Source organism: Blochmannia endosymbiont of Camponotus sp., from assembly GCF_023586085.1.
Taxonomy (GTDB): Bacteria; Pseudomonadota; Gammaproteobacteria; order Enterobacterales; family Enterobacteriaceae; genus Blochmanniella.
This window is the reverse complement of the sequence record NZ_CP097757.1, coordinates 554,542-567,947: the sequence shown is the minus strand read 5'-3', so window position 1 is coordinate 567,947 and position 13,406 is coordinate 554,542. Positions and strand designations below refer to the sequence as shown.

Sequence of the window (13,406 nt, the reverse complement as noted above, 5' to 3'; positions counted from 1 at the left end):
GTAAATAATCAAATGGTTCTTGATTTGCAATTAGCATGTAAAAATTTAGATGGATTACCTAGTAGAAAATTGTTTAAATCATGGATGCGCGGTATGTTTTCTACGTATAAAAAAAAAATAGAATTGACTATTCGTATAGTAGATGCAAAAGAAATGCGTTATTTAAATTGGTATTATTTGGGAAAAAATTATCCTACTAATGTTTTATCATTTCCTTTTGTACCCCCGTCCGGTATTAAATCTTCATTACTCGGAGATATAGTACTTTGTCGTCAAGTGATTGAGTATGAATCTAAGAAAAGAAATGTACCATCTACTAGCGCGCATTGGGCGCATATGATGATTCATGGTTCATTGCATTTATTGGGATATAATCATCTTCTTGATGAAGAGGCTATATTAATGAAACAAACTGAAATAAGTATACTTCAGCAATACGGATATCAAACGTGTTGTTATACATAGGTAATATACATTTTTATAAGATATAGTAAAGTAAAATTATGAATGACCATAATTTAGCGGAGAATGTTAATTCAATTCGTAAAAAGAGCTTTTTTGCTTTCATATTACATCATCTCTTTCATAGTAGTCCTAAAAATCGTGATGATTTGCTAAATTTAATACGTGATTTTGAGCAAAATTCTTTGATAGATGCAGATACTCGAGATATGCTGGAAGGAGTTATGGATATTGTCGAACAAAAAGTTAGAGATATTATGGTGCCTAGGGCACAAATTATTTTTTTAAAAAATACTCAATCTTGGGATGAGCAGCTTTCTATTATTATAGAGTCTGCGCATTCCAGATTTCCAGTATTACATGGTAATCAGGATAGAATCAAAGGAGTTTTAATTGCTAAAGATTTATTACCATTCATATTAAAAAAATCTAAATCATGTAGTTTTGATAAAATTTTACGCCCAGCTTTGGTAGTACCAGAACATAAAGGCGTAGACAGGATGCTACAAGAATTTCGTATACAACACTGCCATATGGCTATTGTAATAGATGAATTTGGAGGCATGTCTGGACTTATTACCATTGAGGACATATTAGAATTGATTGTTGGAGAAATTGAAGATGAATATGATAATAAAGATAATTGTGATATTCGTCAGATAAGCCAATATACTTTTATTGTTAATGCATTAACCCCTGTTATAGATTTCAACAAAATGTTTAATACTTGTTTTTATAATGAAGAAATAGACACTGTTGGAGGTTTTGTGATGCAATCTTTTGGACATTTACCTACAAATGGAGAATCTATAGACATTTTGGGTTATACATTTAAAGTCACACTTACAGATAGTCATCGTATTATGCAATTACTTGTACAAATTCCTAAAAATTCATTATATGTATCTAAAAACAATAATTTGCATACATGATGTTCGTTGTTACCGCATATTATAAATACAAACAATTTTTTTTGTTTTTCATAGTATTATTATTTGGAGCATTCGGTGTTTTAGGATTTTCTCCGTACAACTTTTGGCCAGCTAGTATTATTTCATTAACTGTTTTATTAAAAAAAGTTTTAGATTCTACATGGAAACAAGTTATATGGTATGCGTTTTTTTGGGGTATTGGTTTTTTTGGTAGTGGATTACAATGGATTTATATAAGTATAGATCAATTTAGTAATATGTGTAGTTATATAAATACTGCGTTAATTGTTTGTTTAGTCTTATATTTGACATTGTTTCCCATATTATTTTCTGCATTACTTACGGTAATACGTTTAAATACAACTATATGGTGTGCAGTAGGTACTGCTCCAGTATTATGGTTAATTATTGAATATATTAGAGGGCATATTTTTACTGGATTTCCGTGGTTACAGTTTGGTTATAGTCAAATTGATGGGCCTTTCAAAGGCATTGCCCCTATTTTTGGGGTAGAAGGTATCACGTTTATTCTTGTTTTAATAAGTGGATTAGTAGCGATATCCATTAAAAGAGCACAGTTATCATCAACGGTTGTATCTTTAGGGATATTGTTGTTTTTGTGGCCTTTAGAATGGATACAATGGTATCATATACAACCACAACGTGCTGTAAATGTTTCGTTAGTACAAGGTAATATTGACCAACACATAAAGTGGAATGCTAATTATTTAGACAAAATAATGCAAATATATTTAGATCATACTTTGCCTTTGCTTGGAAAAACAAAAATAATTATTTGGCCAGAATCAGCGATTCCAGGAAATGAAATTGACCATGACCAAGTTTTAACATTATTAGATCATCAGTTAAGACAAGATCAAACAAATTTGATTACTGGGATTATTGGAATGCGTTATGTTAAAAACGATTACTATTATTATAATAGTATTATAGTAATTGGAGATTCTAAACCTTACAAATATCCGAGTTGTAATCGGTATGATAAACATCATCTAGTATTATGTTCTGAAAGTTTTCCATTGCAAAGATTTTTTAGTCCATTGTTACATTTATTTAATATTCCTGTTCCTTCTATGCAAAAAGGTTATTATTTTCAACCGCAATTGACTGTGTCGTTTATCAAAATAACTGCTGTTATTTGTTATGAAATAATTCTTGGCAAGCAAATTCGCGATAATTTTAAACCTGATACTGATTTTTTATTAACTGTTGCAAACAACGCATGGTTTGGAAATTCTATTGGACCGTGGCAATATTTTCAAATGGCTCGTATGCGTGCTCTAGAACTAGGAAGACCTTTATTGTGCAGTACTAACAATGGAGTTACTGCTATTGTAAATGCAGATGGTTCCATTCAAGCACAACTTCCTCAGTTTAGTTCAACAGTACTTAGTGATACAGTTATTCCAACTACAGGGTTGACGCCGTATGCAAGATTTGGATCCTGGTTTTTTTTAAGTATCATTACTGTATATGTAATTTTAATCTTTAAATGCAAAAAATTATATATTTTTTCAATAAAAAATTTTTATTAAATCTATAAAGTGCGTGGTGTATAATTGTATGAAAATTTTGAGTTTATATATAAGGTTTGTTTTATGTATTAATAACTTAAGCATTTTTGCTATATATTTATAACAAAAATTGGTTAATTGTTATTCATGACGTGAATGTACTGATGTTTAATCGTTAGTTTATAATTTTAGTAAAAAGTAGTTTTAATTTAGAAAATGTTGATGGTTTTAATTAATTTAAGTTTTAATTACCGATTAATAATTTTTTATTTATAGTGAAATAGTTATGCGCAAATCATATTCTCCAAATGAAATTGAAAGCATTGTTCAGAAATATTGGTATAAAAATAAGACTTTTTCAGTAACGGAAGATAGTAGTAAAGAAAAGTATTATTGTTTATCTATGATCCCATATCCATCTGGAAACTTACATATGGGCCATGTACGCAATTATACAATTGGAGATGTAATTTCTCGATATCAACGTATGCTTGGAAAAAATGTATTACAACCCATAGGTTGGGATGCTTTTGGGTTGCCTGCAGAACATGCTGCAATCATAAATAATACAGATCCAGAAATTTGGACACAATCTAATATTCATTATATGAAAAATCAATTACAATCGTTGGGTTTTGCTTACGACTGGAGTAGAGAGATTATAACCTGTCAACCTCAATATTATCGATGGGAGCAATGGTTTTTTACTATTTTATATAAAAAAGGTTTAGTATATAAAAAAACTTCATCAGTAAACTGGTGTCCATATCATAAAACGGTTTTGGCGAATGAGCAAGTTATTAATAATTGTTGTTGGCGTTGTCATACTCGTGTTAAATATAAAAAAATTCCGCAATGGTTTATAAAAATTACTAATTACGCAGATCAATTATTATATGGGTTAGATCAATTAAAAAATTGGCCTGAACAAGTAAAAATTATGCAAAGAAATTGGATAGGACGATCGGAAGGTGTTAATGTTACTTTTAATATTGCGAATTGTGATGATACGTTAACGGTATATACTACCCAATTGGATATTTTTATGGGAATTACTTGTTTATTGGTATCTATAGATCATCCAATGGTGTTAAAAATAGCAGCAATTGATTTAAATTTAGCTCGTTTTACTCAAAAATGTGATCATTTTGATATTAAATCAATATCAGAAAATGTTCGTTTTTTTGAAAAAAAGGGAATGCCTATTAATATTTATGCGATACATCCAATTACTAATAGTAGATTGCCAATTTGGGTTGTTAATTTTCTCATACCTATTGAACTTGATGGAATAGGAGCAGGTGTATTAGTTCCAGCCCATAATCAACAAGATTGGGAGTTTGCTTGCAAATATAATCTACCAGTTAAACCTGTCATAAAGAATCTGGATGGAACTGAACCAAGTGTTATGGTTAAAGCAATGACTGGAGATGGAATATTATTTAATTCTGGTGAGTTTAATGGATTAAGTTCTTGTACGGCGTCTAATATAATTGCTGCAGCGTTAATTACACGTGGTATAGCTCAATATAAGATATATTATCGCTTAAAAGATTGGTGTATATCACGTCAGCGTTATTGGGGAGTTCCTATTCCTATGATAACACTAGAAAATGGTGTCGTTAAGCCAGTGTTTTTTGATCAATTACCGGTAATTCTGCCAAAAAAAATAGTACCTATGCAAAGTAATAGGAATAATAAACATGTAGATAGTTCTTTAAAGATGTATTCGAATTGGATTCAAACTACTTATAAAGGACAAGCAGCTATTCGTGATACTGATACTTTTGATACTTTTATGGAATCTTCTTGGTATTATGCTCGTTATACATGTCCTCATTATAGTAAAGGTATGTTGGATAAACATTCTGCTAATTATTGGTTACCAATTGATCAATATATAGGTGGAATTGAACATGCCACCATGCATTTATTGTATTTTCGTTTTTATCATAAATTAATGCGCGATGAAGGATTAGTTTGTTCTGATGAACCTGCAATACGCTTATTATGTCAAGGTATGGTATTGTCAGATTCATTTTATTATTTGTCTACTAATAATCAACGTATATGGGTAGATCCAACTCATGTTAAAATAAAACGTGATACAATGGGACATATTGTAGAGGCTGTAGATAAAAATGGACGTGATTTGATTTATGCTGGACTGTGTAAAATGTCAAAGTCAAAAAATAATGGTATTGATCCAAATACAATTATTGAAAGATATGGTTCGGATGCAGTACGTTTTTTTATCATGTTCGCTGCTCCAGTTGGAGCAGCGTTAGAGTGGAAAGAATCTGGATTGGAAGGTGCTCAGCGTTTTCTTAGGCGTGTTTGGAGTTTAGTATATCAACATATCCAAGATGGGCCTGTGAAGACTTTGAACGGGTTAATGCTTAATTATGTGCAAAAATTCATTCGGTATAACATACATAAAACCATAGAAAAAGTTACTGACGATATTGATCGTAGACAATCATTTAATACTGCTTTGGCTGCGATTATGAAATTAGTGAATAAATTATATAGCGCCCAAAAAAAGAGTATGCAAGATAGAGCAGTATTGCAAGAAGCTTTGTTAGTAATAGTACGATTATTATATCCGTTTACTCCACATATTAGTTTTATTTTATGGAAAGCTTTAGGAGGTTTGGGAGATATTGATCATGCAACATGGCCAACTGTAGATACACAAGCAATAATAAATGACAAGACACTTATTATAGTGCAAGTTAATGGGAAAATGCGACATAAAATATATGTACCATTGAATAGCGATAAGAATGTAGTTTATAAATTATTAGAATCAGAGAATGTTTTGAATAAATATCTTATTAGAAAAAAAATAAATAATATAATCTATGTTCCAAATAGAGTGATTAATATTATTATACAGTGAATATTGGTCATGTTTTACATATAAAGAATTATCTTTTAATAATTGTAAGTATTGTTACTATGATTATGTTTGAAAGTTGTGGTTATAGATTGTGTACGGATATAGCAGAAAAAAAATTACAAATAATTAATAACATAAGTTCTATATCATTATGTAGTTATGATCCGTTTGGACCAATAACTCGTGCTATAATGACTGAGTTGCATATTAACCAAATTGGTGTAGTTGATGATTTCAAGGATAATTTATGCGCACGAGAATCACATATTCCTTGTTTACATATTATCAGTGCTTCAGAAAAGTATATAACTACTTTTGTTTTTCAGAATGGAAAAGAAGCTGGATATCAATTAATATTGCATATACAAACTAATTTATTCATACCAAATAAAAATTGTTGCCCTGTTAACGTTCGTGTTCATCGTTTTTTTATACGCAATCCTTGCAGTGCTTTATTTAATGATACACAAGAGAATGATATACGTAAAGATATGTATCGAGATGCAGCTCAACAACTTATACATCAATTATTTTTACGATTTGAAGATTGTTTTAGTTAAGATACATGATAAAAATTTTTTGTATCTAATATTAACGTTCTAATTTATCACTTGAATTATATCATGATTTGGATATATCCAGAACAATTATTTTTAGAATTACAAAAAGAACTTAAGTCTGTTTATTTATTGCTAGGAAACGATTCTTATCTTTTGCAAGAGAGTTATCTTAGTATTATAAAGGCAGCTAAGATACTTAATTTTAATACGTCTATTAATGTAGAATTAGATATATATTCTGATTGGAAGGATATATTTAATTTATTTAAAACGTCAAGTTTATTTGAAAAACGAAAAATATTTTCGTTGAAATTTACTCAAAATTATCCTGTTTCTTATTTTAAGAAAAATATCCCTTTATTATTTTCATTGCTTCATAACGATTTAGTATTAATTATATACATTCAAGAATCGAATCAAATTAGTAAAAATAATATTGGGTTGCAATATTTTGATAAAAAGGGAATATTTGTTGATTGTAGTCCACTCACATATGGACGGATGACAACATGGATAGAAAATCAAGCGAAGCATATGAAACTCGTTATAGAAAATTTAGCTTGTCAACTGTTATGCTATTACTATGAAGGTAGTTTAATTTTTTTACATCAAGTATTGCAAAATTTATCTTTAATCTATCCTGATGGGAATTTAAATTTTATACGCGTCAAAAAAGTAGTTACTGATTCGGCATGTTTTAATGTTAATCATTGGATAGAAGCAATTTTGATAGGTAAAAAACAACGTGCTGATCGCATTTTGCGACAGTTGAAATATATGGAAGTTGATTTAGAAGCTTTATTGCGTAAAATTAAATCTGAAGTATTAATGATAATTAATATAAAATATGGTATGGCACAAAGAAAATCATTATTTAGTTTATTAAAACAATATAAAGTATACAAAGAGTATCGTCACATGTTGTTGTCTAGAGCAGTGAAACGGTTAAGTTTATTTAAATTATATCAATCACTTGAATTATTAGTACAAATAGAATTAAGATATAAAAAGGATTATATTTCTCTTTCATGGTCTAATTTTGAGGTATTGTCAGCTTTATTATGTTACGATGAAAAAACAATACTTAATATATAATTTTCTATCAGTAATATTATAATTGGTCTTACTTATAAGCGGGTTTTTACAGTTTTATGCAATAGATATATCATAGTTGTTACGATCCAACGTATGGATTATTTATATAATATCTATGTATATTGCAATTATTAAAATAGATCATTTTTTACTGATCTCTATTAGATCATATTAATTCCAATGGAAAGTGGTTTTTGATTTTATTATTAATAGGTAAAAATGTGCGTGTATAACTGTATATAATGACTTTAATGGGGTTCAAATACTGAGCTTATAATTATTATTGTATAAATTTTTTGTTATAACGTAGGTTTGATATAATATGTGTAATTAATAGCTATATTTTTTAGACGATAATGTGTTTTACATATACTGTGTTATTATAAAATAATAACACAGTATATGTATTATATATGTGTAAATAATTATTTTTATTATAATTGACAAAGTTTACTTTTTAAATAATTACACGATTTATAAAACAGAATATATTAAAATAAATAAAGTCTTATTTATTGAGTACATAGACTGATGTATTTAGTATTACCGTATGAAATTATTTATATTTATTTAAACATTATTAATTTGTAAAGTAATTATTATGTTACATGATAGATATTATGCGTTGATGCATGTTTATACAACGATACATATATTTGGGTGTTAAGCTGTGCAATCTAATATTTTGAAAGAATTTGTAGTTAATATTATCAATAATATACGGGGACAAGATATTATATGTTTTGACATGTATGGCAAAACTAACATTACAGATGTTATGATTATCTGCACTGGCATGTCTAGTCGTCATGTAATTTCAATATCTCAGGAGATATTGAAAAAATCCCGTGGTATAGGCGTGAGACCTTATGGTATAGAAGGTATGAATTTTGGTGAGTGGGTCTTAGTAGATTTGGGTGACGTGGTTATACATGTAATGCAAAAAGAAATTCGTACCTTATATGAATTAGAAAAGCTTTGGTGTTAGTATAAATAAAGAGTTTATTTATATATACACATTTTGTGTGTATATATAAATATTTTACTTATTAAACAAGTATACAATTACTTATATGAATTGTTCATGTTAGATATAAGTAAACTTTAATTGTATGAAGTTAAATGATTATCAAATTTTTCATAATTATTCGGCTGAATTATTGTTGTTTATACGTCGGGTAACTATTGCATGTATTTTTGTTTTATTAACTACTAGTATTTTATTTATTCATTTATATCAGATACAAATAGTTAATTTTAATATATATACTACTCGTTCTAACGAAAATCGTATTAAGATTATCCCTATTCCGCCTAAAAGAGGGATTATTTATGATCGTAATGGAATAGCTTTGGCATTAAATCGAACTATTTACCAGTTAGAAATAACACCAGAAAATACAACTAATTTAAATAAAACGATTCGTGAATTGCAGTTATTATTAAATTTAAGCGATTACGATATAGTACGTTTTGAAAAAGCTAGAAAACATTCTTCTCAATTTGTGTCATTACCTATTAAAATTGGTTTAACAGAAGAACAACAAGCTCGGTTTGCTGTTAATAGGTTTAGATTTTCGGGGGTAGTAATGAAAGGCTATCAACGTCGTTATTATCCTTATGGCTCTGATTTGAGTCATGTTATTGGATATGTTTCTAAGATTAATGAAGAGGAAATAAAAAGATTAAATAAACAAGGTATTTTAGGTAAGTACATTTCTGCTCCCAATATAGGTAAATTGGGAATTGAACGTTATTATGAAAATGTTTTACATGGTACTCCAGGTTACGGAGCTGTGGAAATAAATAATCGTGGAAAAATTATTAGAAAATTGTATAAAAGATCTCCAATTCCAGGAAGAAGTATTGTTTTAACATTAGATTTGAATTTACAACAATACATTGTAAAATTGTTATTAGGTAGTCGATCTTCTGTAATAGTCATTGATCCGAGAAATGGTGGAATAAAGGCTTTGATTTCGAATCCTAGTTATGATCCAAATCTATTTGTTGATGGTATATCTAATACAGAATATAGTATTTTACTGAAAGATAATAATTGTCCTTTACTTAATCGCGCTACTCAAGGGATGTATCCCCCTGCATCTACAGTAAAACCTTATATTTCTGTATCTGCTTTAATTTTAGGCGTGATTAATCAAAATTTTTTATTTTCTGATCCTGGTTGGTGGCAATTACCCGGCTCAGAAAAACGTTTTCGAGATTGGAAAAGATGGGGACATGGAGAACTAAATATTACAAAAGCTCTTGAAGAATCTTCTGATACTTTTTTTTACCAAATAGCTTATAAAATGGGAATAGATAGTTTGTCTGAATGGATGAATAAGTTTGGATATGGTAGATATACTGGTATCGATTTATTTGAAGAATTAACTGGAGTCATGCCGACTAAAGCATGGAAAATCCAACGTTTTAATAAACCATGGTATCAAGGAGATACTATACCGGTAGGTATAGGACAGGGATATTGGACTGCTACTCCTGTACAAATGTCTAAGGCTTTAATTACTTTGATCAATGATGGTAATGTGCTTATTCCTCATTTGCTTGATAGTATTTTATTAGAAAAAGATTATATTTCATATCATCAAACGGAATGTGATCAAGTAGGTGATCCAAAATCGGATGTATGGAAGATTGCTAAAGATGGTATGTTTGGCGCAGCTAATCGTCCAAATGGAACGGTGAGTGGCAGTTTTTCTGATGCTTCATATAAAGCAGCGGCTAAGTCTGGTACAGCTCAGTTATTTAGTTTAAAAAGTAATCAAAACTATGATCCAAACAGAATATCTGAATGTCTTAGAGATCATAAATTGATGACCGCATTTGCTCCATATGAAAATCCTACGATAGCAGTAGTAGTAATTTTAGAAAACGCTAAGGCTGGAATATCAATAGGGACAATTACAAGAAAAATATTTGATTATGCTTTATTGCAATTGAATTAATATTCAATTGGGTTGTTTTATTTATTTTTATCAATTTAATTAGTTATTAAAATATATTCATGAATCAAATTATTCGACAGAATTCATTATGGGACAAGTATCATATTGACTTAACATTATTTCTACTTATTATTTTTTTATTATTATACGGAACTTTTATAATGTGGAGCGCGTGTGGTCAAAATTTTGAAATGATGCGACTAAAAATATTGCAAATTATAGGAGGATTATTGCTTATGGTTTTTTTAGCTCAGATTTCACCTAGAGTTTATGAATCTTGGGCGCCTTATATATATTTTTTATGTCTTATATTATTAATATTAGTTAATATGGTCGGACAAATTAGCAAAGGAGCGCAGCGTTGGTTGGATTTTGGTATAATAAGGTTTCAACCATCAGAAATGGTAAAAATTTCTGTTGTGCTTATGGTGGCATATTATGTTGATAGAGGACGACATCCCCCATCTTTGAAAAATATTGTCATAGCGTTATTATTAATTATGATTCCTACTACACTTATGTTAGTACAACCAGATTTAGGTACAGCAATTTTAACGGTTAGTTCTGGTTTATTTGTATTGTTTTTATCTGGAATTAGCTGGAAATTAATCATATTTACGTTATTGTCAATGGTTTTGTTTACTCCTATATTTTGGTTTTTTTGTATGCACGAATACCAAAGATCTAGAATAACGATATTGTTGCATCCAGAAATTGATCCGTTAGGCGCTGGATATCATATTATTCAATCAAAAATTGCTATTGGTTCGGGTGGTTTGACTGGAAAAGGATGGTTACATGGGACACAATCACAATTGGAATTTTTACCAGAACGTCATACTGATTTTATTTTTTCGGTAATAGGGGAAGAATTAGGATTCTTGGGGATATTAGTATTAATGTTGTTATATTTAGGAGTTATATTTCGTGGATTTATTATCGCGGTTAAAATAAAACATATGTTTGGACGACTAATTATTGGTAGTTTTATGTTAGTACTATTTATGTATATTTTTGTAAATATCAGTATGGTCAGTGGTTTATTACCGGTAGTAGGCATTCCTTTGCCATTAATAAGTTATGGAGGTTCATCTCTATTAGTGTTAATGGCCGGATTTGGTATAGTCATGTCAATAAATGGACATAGAAAAATGATTTCTAAAATTTTGTAATAAGCTAATCTTATAATATAATGGAATCAATAATCAATGTTGTGGTTATATTCAATAATATCAGGTTAAAAATTTTAAAGATTAAAATATACGACAAGGATTTGTTATATATGGAATGTGTGGCGGGTTTTAATATTATTAATGCAACGTTATATTGTGTATGATAATTATATTTTAGGAGTATTACAAAATGATATGACCTATATTTTAACATAAAATGTATTGTATATATAATGTAAAAACATTTTATTAAACAAACTAAATCTATAAATTGAAGATATATGATTTTGATAGAGAGAGTAAAAATTGTAAATATAGTGGGTATATAATATATGGAGTGGTTATTAAATATTGTAAGATATTATTTAGTTTTAGTTAATTATAGTTTATTTAATACAATCAGTTCGTTTATTCAGCAAAAAATAATAGTTTTTTGATATATAAAAACCATTTTTATAAATTTTTTATTTAAAAGTTCATTATTTATATTTAATAAAAAATTATTTTAGCGCATGGTTTTTCGAATTTGTATGATATATGTAACTCCAGAAATTAATAAAAACATTCCAATTAAAATTAACGGAGATGGCCATGATTGGCGATGTATAAATGAATATATTAAACCTGCTATAGTTTCTACTACAATTAGTGGGCCTATTAATGTTGTTGGTAATCTTTGACTAGCTTCATTCCAAAAGAATGTGCCTAACCAAGAGCAACAAAATCCAATTAAAATCATTAATAAAACAAAAAAAACTGGTCTGGGTCCAAAAGGCAATACGAATTCATCTTGAATAAGATCTGAACAACAGATACATACAAAACAGTAAACGAGACATGATAGCGGTAATGTAACTACTCCTTGTGCGTTGGCCCAAGTTATAGGTTTATTGTATGGATGTGTTTTTAACCAACGTGCATTCCTTAATGCGTACCATGCCCAGCACAAAACAGAAATAATTGCTAACATTATTCCGCTGATGTATTGCCATATATTAAATATGAAGAATTCAGATTTTAATTCAGAAACGTTTACACATAATAATCCTATTCCCATTAGAAACAATGATATTAGTAAAGTATGATATGGTAATTTTTGTTTATTATTAGAAATAATATGTGTTGTGATAGTTAACATTAAAGGTAAGGTTCCAATAATGGCTGTTGAGATCGGAGCCCCAATGCGTTGAATAGCACTTGTTAAACATGTGTAATAGACTAGGTGGCCTGCTAAAACTAATTTAATCGCTTCTAGCCAATCCTGCAATAATAATTTACGTAAACGCGCTCTATCGTACCATGATAGTGGTATTGAAATTAATCCAAACGCGATATAACGACCAGATGCTTGTAATATACTGGGATATTCTGGTATTAATAGGGGACCAATAAAGATCAATCCCCACAATAATCCTGAGATTATAGCAAAAGCAATTCCTAGTATCATAATACCTTTGTTATACTAATTAAACATACTGGATACTATTATTTAGTGAAAATCTATTTTGTTAAGTTAAAAGTATATATCGTTGAGTATACACATTTCGATTAAACAGTGTTATATGATTATTTGATTAAAACTTATTTATCATATTAATTTAGCTTACTTATACTATAAGTACTATATAATACGCCCTATAGGATTCGAACCTATAACTTACAGCTTAGAAGGCTGTTACTCTGTCCAATTGAGTTAAGGGCGCGTTAATGTGTTGTATATATATTTTTAAAGATAATAGTGTTTTTGTATTTACCTAATTAAGTTAAATATTTTCTTTT

Annotated in this window: 10 protein-coding genes and 1 tRNA gene; 9 read left to right on the top strand and 2 right to left on the bottom strand. The window is 28.9% G+C overall.

The window, feature by feature from the left end; all coding sequences use genetic code 11:
* Window positions 1–12 precede the first annotated feature (12 nt).
* From ybeY to rodA, 9 genes are all read left to right on the top strand, one after another.
* Entirely contained in the window at window positions 13–465 is a 453-nt protein-coding gene (gene ybeY / locus M9400_RS02390) for an rRNA maturation RNase YbeY (protein WP_420022275.1), read from the top strand.
* 38 nt (window positions 466–503) lie between these two features.
* Complete coding sequence (gene corC / locus M9400_RS02385; RefSeq protein ID WP_250232261.1) at window positions 504–1,394, top strand: CNNM family magnesium/cobalt transport protein CorC; 891 nt, start codon at window positions 504–506, stop codon at window positions 1,392–1,394.
* Window positions 1,391–2,950: an apolipoprotein N-acyltransferase gene (lnt, locus tag M9400_RS02380; RefSeq protein ID WP_250232260.1), complete on the top strand. Its 1,560-nt coding sequence runs from the start codon at window positions 1,391–1,393 to the stop codon at window positions 2,948–2,950. The genes corC and lnt overlap by 4 nt, the downstream gene beginning before the upstream one ends.
* Window positions 2,951–3,215: 265 nt before the next feature.
* Window positions 3,216–5,831, top strand: a complete 2,616-nt coding sequence (gene leuS, locus M9400_RS02375) for a leucine--tRNA ligase (protein WP_250232259.1) — start codon at window positions 3,216–3,218, stop codon at window positions 5,829–5,831.
* A gap of 59 nt (window positions 5,832–5,890) precedes the next feature.
* Window positions 5,891–6,391: an LPS-assembly lipoprotein LptE gene (locus M9400_RS02370; protein ID WP_250232258.1), complete on the top strand. Its 501-nt coding sequence runs from the start codon at window positions 5,891–5,893 to the stop codon at window positions 6,389–6,391.
* A gap of 63 nt (window positions 6,392–6,454) precedes the next feature.
* On the top strand, window positions 6,455–7,486 hold the full coding sequence (gene holA / locus M9400_RS02365) for a DNA polymerase III subunit delta (protein WP_250232257.1): 1,032 nt from the start codon (window positions 6,455–6,457) through the stop codon (window positions 7,484–7,486).
* A 670-nt stretch (window positions 7,487–8,156) separates the two neighbouring features.
* Window positions 8,157–8,474, top strand: coding sequence for a ribosome silencing factor (gene rsfS, locus M9400_RS02360; RefSeq protein WP_250232256.1), 318 nt, complete (start codon window positions 8,157–8,159; stop codon window positions 8,472–8,474).
* Between the two features lie 124 nt (window positions 8,475–8,598).
* On the top strand, window positions 8,599–10,455 hold the full coding sequence (gene mrdA / locus M9400_RS02355; protein WP_250232255.1) for a peptidoglycan DD-transpeptidase MrdA: 1,857 nt from the start codon (window positions 8,599–8,601) through the stop codon (window positions 10,453–10,455).
* Between the two features lie 59 nt (window positions 10,456–10,514).
* Complete coding sequence (rodA, locus tag M9400_RS02350) at window positions 10,515–11,627, top strand: rod shape-determining protein RodA (RefSeq protein WP_250232254.1); 1,113 nt, start codon at window positions 10,515–10,517, stop codon at window positions 11,625–11,627.
* 505 nt (window positions 11,628–12,132) lie between these two features.
* Here rodA and M9400_RS02345 read toward each other — a convergent pair.
* Window positions 12,133–13,074: a DMT family transporter gene (locus M9400_RS02345; protein ID WP_250232253.1), complete on the bottom strand. Its 942-nt coding sequence runs from the start codon at window positions 13,072–13,074 to the stop codon at window positions 12,133–12,135.
* 182 nt (window positions 13,075–13,256) lie between these two features.
* Window positions 13,257–13,330 (bottom strand) — tRNA-Arg (locus tag M9400_RS02340).
* Window positions 13,331–13,406: the final 76 nt, after the last annotated feature.

Excerpts from the sequence above, each read along its gene's own strand:
- corC (WP_250232261.1), top strand. The coding sequence starts at position 504 with ATGAATGACCATAATTTAGCGGAGAATGTTAATTCAATTCGTAAAAAG.
- rodA (WP_250232254.1), top strand. The coding sequence starts at position 10,515 with ATGAATCAAATTATTCGACAGAATTCATTATGGGACAAGTATCATATT.
- leuS (WP_250232259.1), top strand. The coding sequence starts at position 3,216 with ATGCGCAAATCATATTCTCCAAATGAAATTGAAAGCATTGTTCAGAAA.
- mrdA (WP_250232255.1), top strand. The coding sequence starts at position 8,599 with ATGAAGTTAAATGATTATCAAATTTTTCATAATTATTCGGCTGAATTA.
- holA (WP_250232257.1), top strand. The coding sequence starts at position 6,455 with ATGATTTGGATATATCCAGAACAATTATTTTTAGAATTACAAAAAGAA.
- ybeY (WP_420022275.1), top strand. The coding sequence starts at position 13 with ATGGTTCTTGATTTGCAATTAGCATGTAAAAATTTAGATGGATTACCT.
- M9400_RS02345 (WP_250232253.1), bottom strand. The coding sequence starts at position 13,074 with ATGATACTAGGAATTGCTTTTGCTATAATCTCAGGATTATTGTGGGGA.
- M9400_RS02370 (WP_250232258.1), top strand. The coding sequence starts at position 5,891 with ATGATTATGTTTGAAAGTTGTGGTTATAGATTGTGTACGGATATAGCA.
- lnt (WP_250232260.1), top strand. The coding sequence starts at position 1,391 with ATGATGTTCGTTGTTACCGCATATTATAAATACAAACAATTTTTTTTG.